This is a genomic window from Pseudomonas sp. LTGT-11-2Z, from assembly GCF_003691445.1.
In the GTDB taxonomy this organism is placed as follows: domain Bacteria; phylum Pseudomonadota; class Gammaproteobacteria; order Pseudomonadales; family Pseudomonadaceae; genus Aquipseudomonas; species Aquipseudomonas monteilii.
On record NZ_CP033104.1, the window covers coordinates 5,291,562 to 5,310,480 of the forward strand.

At 63.2% G+C, this 18,919-nt stretch carries 15 protein-coding genes and 1 pseudogene; 5 read left to right on the top strand and 11 right to left on the bottom strand.

The features are described 5' to 3' along the window. Nucleotides 1–29: 29 nt before the first annotated feature. The gene (locus D8767_RS24910; protein WP_016713264.1) at nt 30–2,186 is read right to left on the bottom strand and encodes a DUF1631 domain-containing protein; all 2,157 of its coding nucleotides are present in this window, start codon (nt 2,184–2,186) and stop codon (nt 30–32) included. A gap of 243 nt (nt 2,187–2,429) precedes the next feature. Between D8767_RS24910 and nadC the strand changes: the two genes are divergently transcribed. Continuing rightward, a complete protein-coding gene (gene nadC, locus D8767_RS24915) occupies nt 2,430–3,278 on the top strand; it encodes a carboxylating nicotinate-nucleotide diphosphorylase (RefSeq protein WP_016713265.1) in 849 nt (282 codons plus the stop codon). 60 nt (nt 3,279–3,338) lie between these two features. On the opposite strand, the gene trxB is transcribed toward nadC, so the two are convergent. Next, a complete protein-coding gene (gene trxB / locus D8767_RS24920) occupies nt 3,339–4,301 on the bottom strand; it encodes a thioredoxin-disulfide reductase (RefSeq protein ID WP_016713266.1) in 963 nt (320 codons plus the stop codon). Nucleotides 4,302–4,632: 331 nt separating this feature from the next. Between trxB and cysZ the strand changes: the two genes are divergently transcribed. After that, nucleotides 4,633–5,361 carry a sulfate transporter CysZ gene (gene cysZ, locus D8767_RS24925; protein ID WP_016713267.1) on the top strand — a complete coding sequence of 243 codons (729 nt, stop codon included), beginning with the start codon at nt 4,633–4,635 and terminating at the stop codon, nt 5,359–5,361. 39 nt (nt 5,362–5,400) lie between these two features. On the opposite strand, the gene D8767_RS29790 is transcribed toward cysZ, so the two are convergent. Both D8767_RS29790 and D8767_RS29795 read right to left on the bottom strand, forming a co-directional pair. Beyond that, entirely contained in the window at nt 5,401–5,832 is a 432-nt protein-coding gene (locus D8767_RS29790) for a methyl-accepting chemotaxis protein (RefSeq protein ID WP_371105378.1), read from the bottom strand. Between the two features lie 156 nt (nt 5,833–5,988). Further along, nucleotides 5,989–6,738, bottom strand: a pseudogene (locus tag D8767_RS29795) (PAS domain-containing protein); the annotation flags it as partial. A gap of 157 nt (nt 6,739–6,895) precedes the next feature. Here D8767_RS29795 and D8767_RS24935 point away from each other — a divergent pair. After that, nucleotides 6,896–8,086, top strand: a complete 1,191-nt coding sequence (locus D8767_RS24935; RefSeq protein WP_016713269.1) for a glycosyltransferase family 1 protein — start codon at nt 6,896–6,898, stop codon at nt 8,084–8,086. Nucleotides 8,087–8,150: 64 nt separating this feature from the next. Here the strand turns inward: D8767_RS24935 and D8767_RS24940 are convergent, their stop codons facing one another. Further along, nucleotides 8,151–8,633, bottom strand: coding sequence for a glutathione peroxidase (locus D8767_RS24940; protein ID WP_016713270.1), 483 nt, complete (start codon nt 8,631–8,633; stop codon nt 8,151–8,153). A 145-nt stretch (nt 8,634–8,778) separates the two neighbouring features. Continuing rightward, on the bottom strand, nt 8,779–9,264 hold the full coding sequence (locus D8767_RS24945; RefSeq protein WP_016713271.1) for a peptidylprolyl isomerase: 486 nt from the start codon (nt 9,262–9,264) through the stop codon (nt 8,779–8,781). On the opposite strand from D8767_RS24945, the gene D8767_RS24950 reads away from it, so the two are divergent. Both D8767_RS24950 and pta read left to right on the top strand, forming a co-directional pair. Continuing rightward, nucleotides 9,263–9,565: a DUF3565 domain-containing protein gene (locus tag D8767_RS24950; RefSeq protein ID WP_025754816.1), complete on the top strand. Its 303-nt coding sequence runs from the start codon at nt 9,263–9,265 to the stop codon at nt 9,563–9,565. The genes D8767_RS24945 and D8767_RS24950 overlap by 2 nt on opposite strands. 31 nt (nt 9,566–9,596) lie before the next feature. After that, complete coding sequence (pta, locus tag D8767_RS24955; RefSeq protein ID WP_016713273.1) at nt 9,597–11,684, top strand: phosphate acetyltransferase; 2,088 nt, start codon at nt 9,597–9,599, stop codon at nt 11,682–11,684. Between the two features lie 34 nt (nt 11,685–11,718). On the opposite strand, the gene D8767_RS24960 is transcribed toward pta, so the two are convergent. The 5 genes from D8767_RS24960 to D8767_RS24980 form a co-directional block, all read right to left on the bottom strand. Continuing rightward, complete coding sequence (locus D8767_RS24960; protein WP_016501466.1) at nt 11,719–12,441, bottom strand: OmpA family protein; 723 nt, start codon at nt 12,439–12,441, stop codon at nt 11,719–11,721. 109 nt (nt 12,442–12,550) lie between these two features. Next, entirely contained in the window at nt 12,551–13,195 is a 645-nt protein-coding gene (locus tag D8767_RS24965; RefSeq protein WP_016713274.1) for an MBL fold metallo-hydrolase, read from the bottom strand. Between the two features lie 298 nt (nt 13,196–13,493). Continuing rightward, nucleotides 13,494–14,186: a sensor histidine kinase KdpD gene (locus D8767_RS24970; RefSeq protein ID WP_016713275.1), complete on the bottom strand. Its 693-nt coding sequence runs from the start codon at nt 14,184–14,186 to the stop codon at nt 13,494–13,496. Beyond that, nucleotides 14,183–15,790, bottom strand: a complete 1,608-nt coding sequence (locus tag D8767_RS24975; protein WP_016713276.1) for a tetratricopeptide repeat-containing response regulator — start codon at nt 15,788–15,790, stop codon at nt 14,183–14,185. Before D8767_RS24975 ends, D8767_RS24970 begins: the two co-directional genes overlap by 4 nt. Before the next feature lie 159 nt (nt 15,791–15,949). Further along, nucleotides 15,950–18,667 carry a LuxR C-terminal-related transcriptional regulator gene (locus D8767_RS24980; RefSeq protein ID WP_016713277.1) on the bottom strand — a complete coding sequence of 906 codons (2,718 nt, stop codon included), beginning with the start codon at nt 18,665–18,667 and terminating at the stop codon, nt 15,950–15,952. Nucleotides 18,668–18,919 lie beyond the last annotated feature (252 nt).

Here is an 18,919-nt window from a genome sequence, read left to right on the forward strand (position 1 = left end):
TTGCATGTGAATGATTGTAATGTTGCCGCCTACTGCACCCAAGGTTGCCGCAACCCATCGAGCACCGTCTCCAGCGCCCGCTCGAACAACAAACCGTCATCCAGCATCCGTACGTCACCTCGGTGCAATGCCTGGGCCAGGGCGGTGCTGTTCCACTCACGCACTTTCATGCCGGTACGGTTGGCGAATACCAGCCTGTCGTTACTACCGACGTGCGCCACCAGTTTGCAACGCAGCGGTTCGCCGTCATCCATGACTTCAACCCAGCTGCCGATGCGCAAGCGCTGCACGTGCTGCAGCGTTGCCGCCTTCCCATCGGCAAATTGCCGCGGTGCACAGGCCGGTTCTTCGGCCATCGCCAGCACGATGTCCTCGTCCACCAGCACTTCGGCAAAGGGCTTGTCATGGCCAGCCGGTAGCTCAGTGCCCGCACAGGCATGCAGGTGCAACTGCTCCAGTTGCAGGAAGAATTCTCGGGTTGCTGCCGAATCCAGCGCCACGCTGGCCAGGCCATCGCGCAGCGCCTTGAGCAGGCCCGGCACCTGCTGCAAAAGTGCTTGCGGCTCATGCCCCGGGGTGATGCTGGCCAGTAGCGCATCCACAGTCTGCAGGGCATCGCGCCAGCCCTGGGAGGCTTCACCCTGCTTCAGCCAGGCCAACTGCAGTACCTGGCTCCAGGCTTGCACCAGCATTTGCACCACCACCAGGGGCAATACCCGACCGCGCAGGCGCTGGTTGAGCACCTGCTGCACCTGGTGCCGCGCCTGCAAGGCACGGGCACGCCCCTCTTCGGCATCGCGGGTGCGCTGTTCAAGCAGCTCGTTGCGCCGCCGTTCCTCTTGGTTGGATGCAAGAAACTCATCGAGAAGCTCGGCAAACAGGCCAGCATCTTCGGCAAAATCATTGAGCAGGCGCTGGACTGTGCATTCTACCCGCAGGTGAAGGCTGTCACGCAGGCCTTCGCTGCCGTACGCCCAGCCAATGGCCGCGCCCGCAATCTCGTTGATCAGCCGGCGCCCCGGGTGGCTGGCCCGACTGAAAAGCCCCTTGTCCAGCAATGCTACCTTGAGCAAGGGAATATGCAGGCGCGCAAGCAGTGCGCGCAGGCTGGCGGGCAGGTTGTCATCACGCTGGATGAAGGCGAACACCAGGCCGACCAGGTTGATCACGTCCTCATCGTCCACGGCGATGCGCCGGCGCGTGCCGCTGCGCACACTGACCCGCAACAGCAGTTGCTCAAGCTGCTGGCCGAGCTCGAAGTCATCTGCCTCGTGAGTTGCGGGTACATAGTGTTGCAAGTGCGTCAGCAGGCGTATCAGGTCGGCCGTGCTGATCGGCTGGGCAGCAGCCACCGCCTGCAATCGCGGTGCGAACTGCCCGCGCAGCGGGGCCAGCAAGGTTTGCAATGAGGCGAAATACGCTTGCCCTGCCGCGTCTGCCCCAACGTCCTGGCCTTGGCTCAACGGCCCTCGTCGTGTGCGCAAGCGCCTGTCTTCGACGCGCCGGCGCGGTGCCGGCTGCAACTCCGGCAGTACACCGGCTGCGGCCAACAGCTGGTTGGCGTCGGCATAGAGGATGTCGGCATCACGCAGCACATAGCGCTCGAACAGCTTGAGCAGCACCAGCTTGACCCGTAAACCAACCCCCAGGTTGCGCCCGGCGTCCAGGAAGTACCCGCACAAAGCGGCCGGGCCCAACGGGTTGTGCTGCTCATGCAGGGGGCGATCGAGCAGCGCCTGCAAGCGCAGGCCCAGTTGCTGCAGGCCAATACCATCGCGTGACAGCACCCGCGCAACCATGCCTTCCATGGCCGCAGCCCGTTCCCGTTGGGCCTTGCTCCGCAAGCTGCCCGGTTCGGCCAGATGCGCCAGCGGGTCGGGCTGGCCGATGCGCGCGAAAGTGTCATGGAAGGTATCAAGAAAGCCGCGTTCGATGCTTTTGCGCTTGAGCCTCAGATCACGCATGGCTTCGAAGTACAGATGCTGGTCATAACGGTCGAAGGCCTTGTCAGCCATTTCGAAGAGCGTGTCATCGGCGTTGTCGAACAAGTCCTGCAAGCCTTGACGCAACTGCAAGGCGGACTTGTCGCGCACCTGCAGCAACAATACCGGAAGGCAAGGAAGAGGCGTGCGCCCCCCTCGGTCGATGGCAGCCGCCAAGGGCACCACCTTGCCTTCTTTCTGCATCCTGGACTCCTTGCAGGGTGTCTTGCCCGACAGGGGCTGATAATCGTCAAAGCTATGACGCCAAATACTGGGCGCTATTATCGGTAAAAAATCGCATCGCTGCCAGCGCCGTTTCGCCGACCGGTGAATGACCCGAATGGGCTTGAATGGCTCACGATGCCCGACCAACGGACTTCGCCAAGGCGGCTGTACACACCGGCCCCCTGCCCTATAATCGCGGGCATCTAGCTAGTGGAGCCGAACATGCCGAACCTACGCCTCGCCGACCTGACCGCTGAAATCGAAGCCAATGTGCGCCGTGCACTGTTGGAAGACATCGGCAGTGGCGATATCACCGCGCAGTTGATCCCGGCCGAGCGCCTCGCCAAGGCGACCATCATCACCCGCGAAGACTGCGTGATCGCCGGCACCGCCTGGGTCGACGCCGTTTTTCGTCAGCTCGACCCACGCGTGGCGGTGCACTGGCAGGTGGCGGACGGTGAGCGGGCGACTGCCAACCAGCCGCTATTCCACCTGGAAGGCCCGGCCCGTTCGCTGCTGAGCGGTGAGCGCAGTGCGCTGAACTTCCTACAGATGCTGTCGGGGGTGGCCACCCGTGCGCGCTTCCTGGCCGACCTGGTGGAAGGCACCCAGGTGCGCCTGCTGGACACCCGTAAAACACTGCCGGGCCTGCGCCTGGCGCAGAAGTACGCGGTAACCTGTGGCGGCTGCGACAACCACCGCATCGGCCTGTACGACGCGTTCCTGATCAAGGAAAACCACATCGCTGCCAGCGGCGGCGTGGCCGAAGCCGTGGCCGCTGCACACCGTATTGCGCCAGGCAAGCCGGTTGAGATCGAAGTGGAAAGCCTGGATGAACTGCGCGAGGCGCTGGCCGCTGGCGCGGACATCATCATGCTTGATGAGCTGAACCTTGAAGAAATGCGCGAAGCAGTGCGCATCAACGCGGGCAAGGCCAAGCTGGAGGCCAGCGGTGGGGTCAACGAAACGACCCTGCGTGTGATTGCCGAAACCGGCGTGGACTACATCTCGATTGGTGCCATGACCAAGGATGTGAAGGCGGTTGACCTGTCGATGCGCTTAAGCCTGTAAGCTGGTTGCGGGCAATAAAAAACCGGCTTTTCAGCCGGTTTTTTTAGGGGTGTTATCCAATCACAACGAGGCGTTGGCCAGGCCGTCCAGATAACGCTCTACGTCCAGAGCCGCCATGCAGCCAGCGCCCGCCGAGGTGATTGCCTGGCGGTAAACGTGGTCAGCCACGTCACCTGCAGCGAACACACCCTCAACGTTGGTGGCAGTAGCGTTGCCTTCACGGCCGCCGTTGACCACCAGGTAGCCGTCTTTCAGGGTCAGCTGACCTTCGAACAGCGAGGTGTTCGGGGTGTGGCCAATGGCGATGAACACGCCGTCGACCTTGATTTCGTCGCTGCTGCCGTCGTTGTTCTTCAGGCGCGCACCGGTCACGCCCATGTTGTCACCCAGCACTTCGTCCAGGGTGGCGTTGAGTTTGAGCTCGATCTTGCCTTCTGCCACACGAGCGTTCAGCTTGTCGACCAGGATCTTCTCGGCGCGGAAGGTTTCGCGACGGTGTACCAGGGTCACCTTGCTGGCGATGTTGGCCAGGTACAGCGCCTCTTCCACGGCAGTGTTGCCACCGCCAACCACGGCGACCGGCTTGTTGCGGTAGAAGAAACCGTCGCAGGTAGCGCAGGCCGAAACGCCCTTGCCCATGAAGGTTTCTTCCGACGGCAGGCCCAGGTAACGGGCGCTGGCACCGGTGGCGATGATCAGTGCGTCGCAGGTGTACTTGCCGCTGTCACCCTGCAGGGTGAACGGCCTGTTGGCCAGGTCGACGGCATTGATGTGGTCGAAGACGATTTCGGTTTCAAAACGCTCGGCGTGCTCTTGCATGCGCTGCATCAGGGCCGGGCCGGTCAGGCCGTGGGGGTCGCCCGGCCAGTTGTCGACTTCGGTGGTGGTGGTCAGCTGGCCACCGGCCTGCATACCGGTGATCAGCAGCGGCTTGAGGTTGGCGCGGGCAGCATAGACTGCGGCGCTGTAACCGGCAGGGCCGGAACCGAGAATGATGACGCGCGAATGACGTACTTCAGACATGTCGAACTCCTGTCGAGCGGGCCGCACGGGCCGGCATCGGTGTACCGGCTGCGCCAGCTGGAAATTTAAAACGGACCCACGCAGCACTTGGGGAAGGCTACAACGCGCAGGCCCGAAAAGCGGAAAGTTGAGCGCACTGTAGCGAGGTCGCAAAGATTAAGGAAATATCCTTAGACAATCCACCTCATAGGCATCGTCTATGCTGCGATTTCATCGATAAATACGCCCCCGGCGCTTTTGTTACATCCCGTTTCCCGCCCGCAACCCGCCTTCCGTCGGCGCGGCAAACTCGGTAAGGTCAGCGCGTTTTCCTTCTCTGCGGAGTACCTCGATGCAAGCCCCTGTCCTCTCTGGCCCCCAATACCTGCGCGAAGGCCTGAAACTGGTGCTGAGCCCCAACCTGCGGTTGTTCGTGCTGCTGCCGTTGGCGGTCAACCTGCTGCTGTTCGGTGGCCTGATCTACTTCGCCGGCCACCAGTTCGGCCTGTGGCTGGACGCGCTCATGCCAACGCTGCCGGACTGGCTGAGCTTCCTCAGCTACATCCTCTGGCCGCTGTTCGTGGCCTTGCTGCTGCTGATGGTGTTCTTCACCTTCACCCTGGTGGCCAATATCATTGCCGCGCCGTTCAACGGCTTTTTGGCGGAAAAGGTCGAGGTGGTGGTGCGCGGCCAGGATAACTTCCCCGCGTTCAGCTGGGGTGAGCTGGTGGCCATGGTGCCACGCACTTTCAGCCGCGAAATGCGCAAGCTGGGCTACTTCCTGCCACGGGCTATTGGCCTGTTCATCCTGTCATTCATCCCGGTGGTGAACGTGGTGGCCGCACCACTGTGGCTGATGTTCGGGGTATGGATGATGGCCATCCAGTACATCGACTACCCGGCCGACAACAACAAGATGAGCTGGCAGGACATGCTCGCCTGGCTGCGCAGCAAGCGCTGGCAGAGCCTGGGCTTTGGCGGGATTACCTACCTGGCGTTGATGATCCCGGGGGTGAACGTGCTGATGATGCCGGCGGCGGTGGCCGGGGCTACGTTGTTCTGGGTGCGGGAGCGCAACTGACCCCCGCCCCATCAGATCAATCCTTGCCTGGCCGGGGCTTCACTGCCCCAACCGGCTGGAAAACTGCCCCACCACATCCACCACCCGTTTCGCCCCGTCCTGGATCTCGACAATCACGCTGCCCGTCTCGTCAGCCAGTGCCAGCCCCTGCTCGGCCTGGCGCTTGCTGGTGTCGATGATCGCCACCGCCGCCTGCGCCAGTTGCTCGTTCTGCTTTACCACCCGGGCGATTTCCTCGGTGGCGGTGCTGGTGCGCGAAGCCAGTTGACGCACTTCGTCGGCAACCACGGCAAAACCCCGCCCCTGTTCGCCGGCACGGGCCGCCTCGATAGCGGCATTGAGCGCCAGCAGGTTGGTCTGCCCGGCGATGTCGCTGATGGTCTTGATGATGGAGCCGATTACCCGCGACTGGGTATCCAGCGCCTGAATGCCCTCGGCCGCCTCCTGCATCGAGGCCTCCAGGCCGCGCATCACGCTGACGGTCTGGGTAACCACATCGGTGGCCTTCTGGGCGCTGACATCGGTACCCAGCGAGGTGTTGTAGGCAACATCTGCTGCCTCGGCCACCGCCTGTTCCTGATTGACCTGGTCGGTAATCACAGTGGCGAACTTGACCACTTTGTACAGCACGTCATGGGCGTCGAAGATCGGGTTGTACGAGGCCTCCAGCCAGATCACCCGGCCGTGGGCGTCAATGCGCTTGAAGCGCTCGGCAACGTATTCGCCACGGCGCAGCTTGTCCCAGAACGCCTGATAGCCGGCCGAATTGGCCTCTTCCGGCTCGCAGAACATGCGGTGGTGCTTGCCGCGAATCTGTTCCAGGCGATAGCCGACGGTGGCCAGGAAACGGTCATTGGCAGTGAGGATGGTGCCGTCCAGGTCAAACTCGATAACGGCAGTCGAGCGCATCAACGCCTTGATCAGGCTTTCATGCTCGCGCGAGGTCTCGATGGTGCGGGTGAGGTCGCTGGAATGCAGGGTGAAGTACTTGATACGCCCTTCGCTGTTCTTGACCGGCTGCAGGATCGAGCGCAGCCAGGCTTCCTGACCATTGCCGCGCAGCAGGCGGAAGGCACCGTTCAGGTGCTCGCCACGGGTGATCGCGCTTTTCATGCGTTGGTAGAAATCCAGCGACTTCACATGCGCGGGGACGATGTCCTCAATGTTGCGTCCAAGCAATTGTTCGGCACGGTAGAGCATCTCGCTCTCGAAGTTGCCGTTGACCATCTCGATCCGTCCCTGAGGGTCGAGTTGAAGTACCAACATCTCGCTGTCGAGGCTACTCTTGACCTGTTCGATGGACATCAGGTCTTCGCGCAGCTGCCGGATTTCTTGCTTGAGCTTGTTGTTGAACATCATCGCTCTCCTGGAGCGCATTACGTAGTCGAATGCATCTGCATCGGCTGCCGCCTGTACCTTCTTGAGTGCCGCACCAGGAAATATTCAAAAAGGCGCAAGCGCCGGCGGTCGGGCGTCATCTGGATGTCACATGGCCGTCACATTGGCGCAATCCAGCAGGCGGAAACTTTTTGTCATGAATACACCCGCCCTACGCATTACCCTGGTCAGCGAAACCTTCCCACCCGAAATCAACGGTGTGGCCAATACCCTTGGCCGCCTCAGCGAAGGGCTGCGTCAGCGCGGCCACGACGTTGAGGTGGTACGCCCGCGCCAGGCCGGTGAAACACCGGCGCACAACGACCCAAACCTGATGTTGTGCCGTGGCTGGGCCCTGCCCGGCTACCCGGGCTTGCAGTGGGGCGAGGTGTCGATGCACAAGCTGATGCGCCGCTGGCGCCGGCAACGCCCGGATGTGCTGTACATCGCCACCGAAGGCCCGCTGGGGCTCAGTGCCCTGCGCGCAGCCCGGCGCCTGGGGGTGGCGGTGGTCAGTGGCTTTCACACCAACTTCCCGCAGTATTCCGGCCAATATGGCCTGGGTTTGCTGGCGCGCCTGCTCACCCACTACCTGCGCTGGTTCCATCGGCGTACAGCGATCACCCTGGTGCCCAGCCTCAGCCAGCGCCTGGAGCTTGAGCGCCGTGACTTCGAACGCCTGGAGCTGCTGGCCCGGGGGGTCGATGCCTGCCTGTTCAACCCGGCCCGGCGCAGCCAGGCGTTGCGTGAGAGCTGGGGACTAGGCCAGGACGATATCGCCGTGCTGCATGTCGGGCGGCTGGCGGTGGAAAAGAACCTCGGGCTACTGCGCCCGTGCCTTGAGGCATTGCAGAAGACTTATCCACAGAAACGCCTGCGCCTGATCCTAGTGGGTGACGGGCCACAGCGTTCAGCACTCCAACAGCAGGTGCCGGATGCGGTGTTCTGTGGCGCACAGCGAGGTGAGGTGCTGGCCGAGCACTATGCCAGCGGTGACCTGTTTCTGTTCCCGAGCCTGACTGAAACCTTTGGCAATGTGGTGCTCGAAGCCATGGCCTCGGGGTTGGCGGTGGTTGCCTATGACGAGGCTGCCGCTGCGCAACATATTCGTCATGGCCACAGCGGAGCACTGGCCATGCCGGGGGACCAGGCAGCGTTTGTGGATGCGACTTGCTGGCTGCTGGAGGAGGAGGAAACGTTGCGCCGGGTACGCCTGAATGCGCGACAGCATGCAAGCCGTCAGGGGTGGCCGGCGATTGTCGAGCAGTTTGAGGGGTATCTCTATGGTGCTTGCAAGCAAACCGGTACTGCGACTGGGCGTTCTGCTCAATATGTGCAGCGCCTGTGAGATCTAGCGCCGCGCGGGCGGCGCTCGATCTCACAGGCGCCGAAGATATCGCGGCAGGCCGCCTTCAAACCAACGCCTTCTCGATAGCCTGCACCACCGCCGGATCATCCGGCGCCGTACGCGGTGAAAAGCGCGCCAGCACCCGCCCATCCTTGCCCACCAGAAACTTCTCGAAATTCCAGGTGATGTCGCCCGGGAACTCGGCTCCTTCACCCGCCAGCAGGCGGTATAGCGAATGGCGCTGCGGCCCGTTGACCTCCAGCTTGCCCCCCAGCGGGAAGCTCACCCCATAGTTGAGGCTGCAGAAATCCTGGATTTCCTTTTCGCTGCCTGGCTCCTGCCCGGCAAACTGGTTGCACGGCAGGCCAAGCACGTTGAAGCCCTTGTCCTTGTAAACCTGGTAGAGGTTTTCCAGGGCCTTGTATTGCGGCGTGAGCCCACACTTGGAAGCGACGTTGACCACCAGCACCACTTGGCCCTTGAACGGGGCCAGGGGCAGCTCTCCGCCGTTCAGTGCGTCCAGTTTCAGGTCGTGAAATGCACTCATGATGACATCCCCTCTCAGGTTCCCGGTTGCCGCACAGGCAAATTCCGCCCACTAAAAAGGCGCTCGTCCAAACCGTCCACCTCCCGAAGGAAGGCAAATCGGCTTGCCCGAGCGCCTGGCGACTTTCTGAGCTTAGCGCAGAAAATCAGTGGTGATGGCCACCTTCACCGTGGATGTGACGGTGAGCGATTTCTTCGTCGCTGGCGTCACGTACGTTGACCACCTTGACCTGGAAGGTCAGGCGCTGGCCGGCCAGCGGGTGGTTGCCGTCAACGGTGACGTCGTCGCCGTCGACGTCGCGGATGGTGACGATCTGCATCTGGCCGTCCGGCGCCGAAGCGTGGAACTGCATGCCCACTTCCAGCTCGTCGACGCCTTCGAACAGGCTGCGGTTCAGGGTGCTGACCAGCTCGGCCAGGTATTCGCCGTAGGCGTCTTCCGGCTCGATGGAAACGTTCAGTTCATCACCGGCCTGCTTGCCTTCCAGGGCTTTTTCCAGGCCCGGGATGATGTTGCCGGCACCGTGCAGGTAAACCAGCGGCGCGCCACCGGCGGAGCTGTCGATGGTCTCCCCGGCGTCGTTGGTCAGGGTATAGTCGATGGAGACAGCCTTGTTGGCGGCGATCAGCATGGGGCAAGACCTTTTGCAAAAGAATGTAGAGCGCACAAGTGTAACGAAGCCATCGTCCGATTGCGAACGTGCTGCGGACGAGCAGCGGCCCATCAGTCGGATCACCGGCTTCCACCAGGACGAAGAAGGCCACTGGGTGGCCGAACTGTCCTGTGGCCATACCCAGCACCTGCGCCACCAGCCACCGTGGCAGGCACGCCCCTGGGTGCTCGACCCGGCCCAACGCGCGCAGCACATCGGCCAGCCTTTCGCATGCGGCTGGTGCGCACAAGGGGCCGATAGCGCTACCCTTGGCCGTTAATTTCTTGCACCGCTTATTTCGAGAAGCACGCATGCAGACATTTTTCATTGCGCCGACCGACTTCGGTGTCGGCCTGACCTCCATCAGCCTGGGCCTGGTGCGCACCCTGGAGCGCGCGGGCCTTAAGGTCGGCTTCTTCAAGCCGATCGCCCAGCCCCACCCGGGTGACACCGGCCCCGAGCGCTCTACCGAACTGGTGGCCCGCACCCATGGCATCAAGCCCCCGGTGCCCCTGAGCCTGGCCCAGGTCGAGCGCATGCTCGGCGATGGCCAGCTCGACGAACTGCTCGAAGCGATCATCCGCCTCTACCAGCAAGCCTGCGTCGGCAACGACGTGGTGGTGGTCGAAGGCATGGTGCCCACGCGCCATGCCAGCTACGCGGCGCGGGTCAACCTGCACCTGGCCAAGAGCCTGGATGCCGAGGTGATCCTGGTGTCGGCCCCGGAAAACGAAGTGCTCAGCGAACTGTCCGGCCGGGTCGAACTGCAGGCCCAGCTGTTCGGCGGCCCACGCGACCCGAAAGTGCTCGGTGTCATCCTCAACAAGGTGCGCACCGACGAAAGCATGGCCGACTTCGCCACCCGCCTGCGCGAGCACTCGCCCCTGCTGCGCGGCAACGATTTCCGCCTGCTCGGCTGTATCCCCTACCAGCCTGAATTGAACGCCCCACGCACCCGCGACGTGGCCGAGCTGCTCGGTGCCCAGGTGCTCAATGCCGGCGACTACGAGCAGCGGCGCATGAGCAAGATCATTATTTGCGCACGTACCGTGGCCAACACGGTGCCGCTGCTGACCTCGGGTACCCTGGTGGTCACCCCGGGCGATCGCGACGACATCATCCTTGCCGTCAGCCTGGCGGCGATCAATGGCGTACCCCTGGCCGGGTTGCTGCTGACCAGTGACAGCAAGCCCGACGCGCGCATCCTCGGCCTGTGCCGCGGCGCGCTCCAGGCTGGGCTGCCGATCCTGTCAGTCAGCACCGGCTCGTACGACACCGCCAACCAGCTCAATTCGCTAAACCGCGAAATCCCTGTGGACGACCGCGAGCGCGCCGAGTTCATCACTGACTTTGTCGCCAGCCACCTCGACGCCGCCTGGCTGCACCAACGCTGCGGCACCCCGCGTGAAATGCGCCTGTCGCCAGCCGTGTTCCGCTACCAGTTGATCCAGCGGGCGCAGCAGGCCAACAAGCGTATTGTCCTTCCCGAAGGCGCCGAGCCGTTGCTGGTGCAGGCTGCGGCCATCTGCCAGGCCCGTGGCATTGCCCGCTGCGTGCTGCTGGCCAAGCCCGAGGATGTCGACGCCGTGGCGCGCGCCCAGGGCATTACCCTGCCGCCAGGCCTGGAAATCCTCGATCCCGAGCTGATTCGCGGGCGCTATGTAGAGCCCATGGTAGAGCTGCGCAAGAGCAAGAACCTCAACGCCCCAATGGCCGAGCAGCAACTGGAAGACCCGGTAGTGATCGGCACCATGATGCTGGCCCTGGACGAAGTGGACGGCCTGGTCTCGGGCCTGGTGCACTCCACCGCCAACACCATTCGCCCTGCCCTGCAACTGATCAAGACTGCGCCGGGCTCAAGCCTGGTGTCGTCGGTGTTCTTCATGCTGTTCCCCGAGCAGGTGCTGGTGTACGGCGACTGCGTGATGAACCCGCATCCGAGCGCTGCCGAGTTGGCAGAGATCGCCCGGCAGAGCGCCGAGTCCGCGCAGACCTTCGGCATCGCACCACGGGTGGCGATGATCAGTTATTCCAGCGATTCAGCCAGTGATGAGGAAGTGGAGAAGGTGCGCGAGGCAACACGCCTGGCGCAAGGCGCAGCGCAGGCGTTGCTGATCGATGGGCCATTGCAGTACGACGCGGCGGCCAACCCGGCGATTGCACGGGACCTGGCGCCGGGTAGCCCGGTGGCCGGGCGTGCCACGGTGTTCGTGTTCCCCGACCTGAATACCGGCAACACCACGCACAAGGCGGTGCAACGCAGTGCTGACGGGGTGAGCCTTGGGCCGATGCTTCAAGGGCTGCGCAAGCCGGTGAACGACCTGCCGCGCGGGGCTCAGGTTGACGATATCGTGCATACCATTGCCCTGACGGCGATTCAGGCCAGCGTGGTGCGCTAGAAGCAGGGGGCTGCTTTGCAGCCCCGGCGGTCAATCAGGGATACTGCTGAACCTGGCCTTGCTGCTGGTCATACTGCTGACCCGGAATCGGCTTCAGGTTCACTTCCACGCGGCGGTTCTGCGCACGGCCATTGGCGTCGGCGTTGCTGGCGATCGGCTGGTCCGGGCCCATGCCACGTACCGAGATCCGCGAGGCATCCACACCCTGCGAGGTCAGGTAGGTGCTGACCGCCTGCGCACGGCGCTGGGACAGGTCCATGTTGTGCTGGCGGCTGCCGGTGCTGTCGGTGAAACCGACCACTTCGATGGTGTTCTGGTTGAACTGCTTGAACGAACCGGCCAGGTTGTTCAGCGGCGAGTAGAAGCTAGGGGCGATGTTGGCCGAGTCGGTGGCGAAGGTGATGTTGCCCGGCATGATCAGCTTGATCTGGTCACCCTGACGTTGCACTTCCACGCCAGTGTTGGCCATTTGCGCGCGCAGCTCTGCTTCCTGCTTGTCGGCGTAGTAGCCGTAACCGGCAGCGGCAGCACCCACCGCAGCAGCGCCGATCAGCGCACCCTTGCCACGGTTGTTATGGTCGATCGCGGCACCGGCGATGGCGCCGGCCAGCGCGCCCAGGCCGCCGTACTTGGCGGTCTTGCTCATCCCAGTGGAGCCCTGCGCCTGACCCTGGTTGTCATAAGGGTTCTGGCCGGCACAGCCGGTCATCAGGGCAGCGGCAGTTGCGACGATAATCAGACGACGCATGGTGAACATGGACAAGCTCCTACTGAAATTCATAAATGCGGCAGATCTCGAATGGATCTATGCCAGCCTTGGATTGCATCGGCAACGAAAAATTCCATGAAAGTGCCTTCATGTGCCATCAGGCACGTACGAAGGGGTTTTCGCGCATTTCATCGCCCAGCCGAGTATCGGGCCCGTGGCCGGTGACCACGATGGCCTCTTCGTCCAGCCGGTACAGCCGCTCCTTGATGGAGCGCACAATTGCCCGCTGGTCCCCACCCCACAAATCGGTGCGGCCAATGCCCCGGCGGAACAGGGTATCGCCGGCAATCAACAGCTTGGCATCGGCGAACCAGAAGCTCATCGAGCCCGGGGTATGGCCTGGCGTATGCAGGGCCACGCCACAGCCGCAGGCCAGCTCTTCATCATCGCCCAGCCAACGGTCGGGGGCAGGCACTGGCGTGTACGGTACCCCGAACATCTGGCACTGCATCTCCAGGTTGTCCCACAGTACCTGGTCGTCCTTGTGCAGGTGCAAGGTAGCGCCGGTCAGCTCCTTGAGCTTGCCCGAGGCGAGGAAGTGATCGAAGTGCGCGTGGGTGTGGATGATGCTTACCAGCGTCAGGCCATGGGCCTGCAGGCGCGCCAGGATCTTGTCCGGGTCACCGCCCGGGTCGACGACGATGGCCTTTTTGGTCAAGGGGTCGCCGACCAGGGTGCAATTGCATTGCAGGGGGCCTACGGGGAAGGTTTCGCGGATGAGAGTGGTCGGGGCAGTCTTCATGGAGGGCCTGTCTTGGACGCTGCAGCGCCTGTGAGATCGAGCGCCGCCCGCGCGGCGCATCGCGAGCTGGCGCTCGCTCTTACGTTTGTTTCGGGCCAATTGTACCAGTGAGATTCGCGCGCGCCCCCTCTGGCGCATACGTTGATACCGTGTCGTATGAAAAAAGGCGGTCGCGCGCGACTGTTACAGGCATAACTGTCCCGAAACAAACGTAAGAGCGAGCGCCAGCTCGCGATGCGCCGCGCGGGCGGCGCTCGATCTGAAGGGCGCTAAAAATCCAAGGCCATGCCCTGCTGGCCTAAGGCAAGAACAACCTGAACAACCCGCCCCCAAGCGCCCCGCCATTGGAAATCTCGATCCGCCCGCGCACCCCGCCGCTTTCATGCAACGCCGCAATCCGCGCCGCAAAGTACAGCCCCAGGCCGGTACTGCCGCTGGTCGAGTCAATGCCCTGGATGTACTCCTCCTGGCGCTCGAGCATGTGCTTTGGATAACCCGGGCCGTCATCGTTCACGCAGATGGCCAGTTGGTTGTCGGCCTCTTCGATAGTGATCAGCAAAGCGTGCCCGGCATAGCGGGTGGCGTTGGTGATGACGTTGGCGATCACCGAGGCCACCAGTTCGCGGTCGAAGAAACCCAGCGGGTTGTCGGTGTCGATGCGCCAGGTGGCGAGGATGTCGTTGTGCTTGAGCACTTCCTGGTGCGCCGCCAGCTGGGCTTCGATGAAGTCGTCCAGCTCATGGTAGTCCGGGCACACCGGCAGCTGGTTGATACCCAGTTTATAGAGCCCCAGCAGTTGCACCAGCATGCCGTTGAGGTGGCGAAACTCATGCTCCATGATGCCCTGCTCGGCACCACCGCGCAGCTCTTCGGGCAGGCGTTCAACCCACTGATTGTGGGACTGGATCAGCGCCGACAACGAACTCTTGAGGTCGTGCACGGTGGAGGCGATCACCGTGGAAAAGTCCAGCCCCTGATTGTCTTGATTCATGCGCCGAACACTCGGATGTGCAGTTTGCGGTAACGGTCATAGCGATTGTCGCTGGCAGGGATACCGGCCACGCTGGTCAAGGCGTCCTGGCATTCCTGCATGATCGCGGGCTGAGGGTTGTCACCGCCAATACGCAGCAGCGCCTGGGCGGTGTTGAGGGCGATGCTGATGTTCTTCGGCTGCATACCCAGCGCCTTGCGGAACAGTTGCAACGCCTCGCCAAGCTGCCCTCCCTGGTAACTGCGCACACCCTGGCGATTGAGGGTGACCGCTTCGGTAATGGCGTTGAGCACGCTGGGGTCGTCCGTCAGCTTGCCCACTTTCTCCATGACCTTGGGGTCATCGCCATAACTTTCCACACAGCTTTTCAGCACGCCGATGGCGGCGGCTTCCTGGCCCATTGCCTGCAACTGTGCGGCAACGGTCAGGGCCGAATCGACCGAGAAAAACTGGTTCATCTTGTCCAGGCGCTGGATCGCCTGCTCGGTCAGCTTGGCCGCCGTTTCCGGGTCGCCCGCCTGCTGCAGACTGGCGGCTTTCATCATCCGCGCGCGCACCTGCAAACCCTGGTCTTCGGGGTTTTCCTTGGCCACTTCGCTGAGCGTGGTGTTGATCTCGACCCGGGTACGGGCGTCCAGGCCGAAGCCTGCATTCTTGCTCATCAGGGCCTGCACCAGGCCCAGGTTGTTTTCGGCGTCCTTGTAGCGCGAGCTCTGCCCTTGGTTCACCGCATGACGGAACGCCTTCGACGCGCTTTCGAAGTCTTCGTTTTCCAGCGCCAGCTTGCCTAGGGTCGACTGCCGACGCACTGACAGTGGCGACAGGCGTACCGCCTCTTCCAGCAGGTTTTGCGCACGTCGGGTATCGCCCTGAGCCACCAGCACTTCGGCCATACCGTCGTAAAGCCCTGGCATGATCGGGAACGCCTTGAGTGCCTGCTCGTACACGCCCTGGGCCTGGGCATTCTGGCCACGCTTGTGCATCAGGGCGCCCAATGCAGCGTACACCCACGGCTGCGGGCGACTGGCCAGGATGGCTTTGAGGAATTTTTCCAGCTCCTCGAAGCGGTTGAGGTTGCGCAAGGCATCGGCCCGGTAGCGCAGGCACAGTGGTGCCAGGCGCGGGTCTTTCTTGCACAGCTCGGCACAAGCTGCCAGCACTTCGGCCGGGCGACTGCGGTCCAGGGCCTGCAGAATCGGCTTGAGCAAGGTCTTGCGCTGATACAGCTTCTCGACGCGCTGGGCCAGGCCAACCCGGTTGAACGGTTTGGTCAGGTAGGCATCGGGCTCGTGCTCGATGGCACTGAGGACAATGGCCTGGCTGCTCTCGGCCGTGACCATGATGAACACGCACTCATGACTGATGTGCTTGTCGATGATCAGGTCTTCGAGCACCTGCTGGCCGTTCTTCTTGCCATCACCCAGGTGAAAATCCTGCAGGATGAAGTCATAGCGCTTCTGTGCGCACATGCGCAGCGCCTGCTCGCCGCTGTCAGCGGTGTCCACGTCGCGCACGCCCAACTCGCGCAGCATTGAACGGGTCGACGTGCGAAAGTCGGTAAAGTCGTCGACGATCAGAAAGCTTTTTTGCCCGTACTGCAGCATCAACACGACCTGCCTTGGAATGATTGAAAAATCGCGCGAGGCGATGCCACCGATCGCTGTATCGGCAGCTGGTCGGGAAAGATGAGGGTAGAGCATTGGCGGCCACAAACCATGGCCTCAGGCCATCACTTTAGCGGGCAATGACCTGCAGGACCAGCATCACGCCAGCAACCCCAGGGATTTGGCCTTGGCCACCGCCTGCGTACGCCGCTCGACGCCCAGCTTGCTATTGATGTGGCTGGCGTGGGTCTTGACCGTGTGCAGGGATATGAACAGCCGCTCGCTGATCTGCTGATTGGAACAACCCTGAGCGATCAGTTCGAGCACTGCCAGCTCACGGCCACTCAACGCCTCGCCGCTGCCCGTGCTGGCGCTTGGCAGCGGTGGCAGGCGTTTGAGCAGTTCGGCCTGAACCGGGCACGCGGCACCTGCCTGCAGTTGCTCGTGAAGCCATTGCGGGTGTTTTTCCAGCAGCGGCTGGAACGGTTGCAGCACGCCGCCACGGGCGGCCTCAAGCAAGCCTGGCAGCAACTGCGCGGCCTGCGCTTCGCGGCCTTCGGCCAGCAGCAGAGAGAGCCATTGGCAAAGAGCGCTGACGGTGAGCATCATGCCGCCACTGGCCTGCCCGCGCTCGACCAGGCTGGCCAGACGTTGCACGGCGTCGTCGCCGCGTAACTGGATGCGCTCGAGCAGCGCCTGCTGCAGCGCAATGTGCAACGGCAGCAGTGGGTGGAACTCCGGTGCTGCCGCTGGCTGCTCACCGCCGTAGGTCTGGCCCAGGCGCAGCAGCCACGACTCGGCCAGGTCGGTGCGCCCCTGGGCCAGCCACAGTTCGCATTTGACCAGGGTAATCATGGCCAGGTAGTAGACCGGGGGCACGTCCCAGATATGCATCAGGCGCTCAGCCTCGGCCAGTTCGGCAAAGGCCTCGGCAAAGTGCCCTTCCCGCCCATCGAGCGTGGCGATCACGCAATGGCCGATGAGCACACTGATGTCCCGGCAGGCCCGCGCCTCGCCCAGCCCCGCGCGCAACCGCGCACGGCCCTGGGCAGGCTGCAGGCGCGAAACCAACAGATAGCCTTCGTAAAGGGTCAGGCGTGCGCGCACGGCATACAACCGCTGTGCCGAAAGCCCTTGCAGGCGTTGCAGCCCTTGGCGCACTTCGTCCAGCGCCCGCAATACTTCGCCACGGGCGTGCAGTACACGCGCCCGGTCGTAATGGGCCAAGGCCTCGAACAACGGGTTGCCGACTCGCTGGGCCAGTTCCAGGGCTTCTCGGTTCCAGCCGCGGGCCCGCCAGAAATCACCATCGGCGATGGCCAGGTTGGACAGCGTCGACAGGCACACCAGGCGCTGGCCATAGCGCTTGCTTGGCAGGCTCTGCAGCGCTTCGCTGCAATAGGCCAACGTGCGCTCACGGTCACCCCGGCCTCGGGCAATCACCCCACTCAGCGCCAGCCACTGGGCCAACATCGACTTTTGCGCGGTCGCCGAAGGTGCGGGCAGGAAGCGGCTGAGGTAGCCGGCAAGCTCCTCGGCCGCGTCCAGTTGGCAAGCCAGGCCCAACGCCCAGCTGTACAGCACAATCAACCTTGGCGTGCTGATCAGCAGGCTGTCGGGCAAGTCCATCTTCCAGCGCAGCAACATGCCGACGTTCTGTTCGGCCAGCAGTTGCTCCTCGGACAGGCTCTGCACCAGGTCGGCGGCAACATCAAGGTGGCCGGCACGCAAGGCCTGCTCCACCGCCTCGTCCAGCAGGCCCTGGGCTTCGAACCAACGGCTCGCCCGCAAGTGCAAGCCGGCCAGCGGTTCGTTGGCCTGGCGACTGCGCAGCAAGTCGGAGAACAAGTGGTGATAACGGAACCAGTGGCCGTGCTCGTCCAACGGCACCAGAAACACCTGGTGCGCCTGCAGGAAACGCAGGATCTCGGCACTGTCGTGGCGAATCCGCACGGCATCGCAAAGTTGGGCGCAGAAACGCTCCTGGCACGCGGTTTCGTACAAGAAGGCCTGCACATCGGCGGGCAGCATGTCGATGACTTCTTCGAGCAGGTAGTCGCGAATCAGCCCTTCGCCACCATGCAGCGCCTGGGGCAAGGCCTGCTCGTCGGCACTGTCGCTGGCCGCCAGTTGCCAGAAACGCAACCCGGCCACCCAGCCATCACTGCGCTGGATAAGGTTGTCCAGGGCCTGGCCGCGCAGGCCCGTGGGCTGGCGACCGAGTACCGCCAGCGACTCTTCGGCGGTAAGGCGCAAATCCTGTTCGTTCAGCTCGACCAGCTGACGCGACAGCCGCAGGCGCGCCAGGTGCCAGTCCGGGCGCTGGCGACTGGTAACCAGCAACACCAGGCCGGCCGGCAGGTGGTTGAGGAAAAACTGCAGGCAACGGTCAAGTACAGGCCCTTGGGCCAGGTGGTAATCATCCAGTACGAGCAGCAACGGTGTATCCGCTTGCAGGTACAACGCCAGCTCGTCGAGCAGGCCGTCAAGCCACTCTTCGAAGGCGAACGGCTGATGGCGCTGGCGCATTTTCAGCAAGCCCATGGCCTGACCACCCAGGGCCGGGCAGTATTGCTGCAGCCCTTCGAGCAGGCGCTCAAGGAAGCGGCCTGGGTCTGCATCTCGCTGGCTCAGGCCAAGCCACAGGCTGCGCCAGTGTTCAGGCAGTGCCTCGCAAAACTCGATGGCCAGGGAGCTTTTGCCGAAACCCGCCGGGGCGTTGACCAGCAGCAGGCGAGCGCCGAGGCCGGTGTACAGGCGCTGGCACAGGCGCGGACGCGGCACATGCCCCTCCGGCAGGGGGGGCCGAAAGAAACGCCCGTCCAGCAGGCCCAGGGCCTGGCTGGCGAATCCATGCGTACGGGACAAGTCTGTCATGGCCGGCTCGTTCTGGTTGGAAGACTACGGCGATATGGATGCTTGCGAGACTAGCCGGTAACGCAGCGCATTTGAAGATGATGGGCGCATTTGCCCCGGGAAAGACTGCGACAAAAAGCGACAAGGCTGATGGACAGCGGCTGGTGCGGGGGTTTGGGTGGGTATTCAGCAGGTTTATGGCCTGCCCGCGAAGAGGACAGGGCAGGAAAATAGAAACGCCCCGGCAGGCCGGGGCGTTCTGGGGATCACACG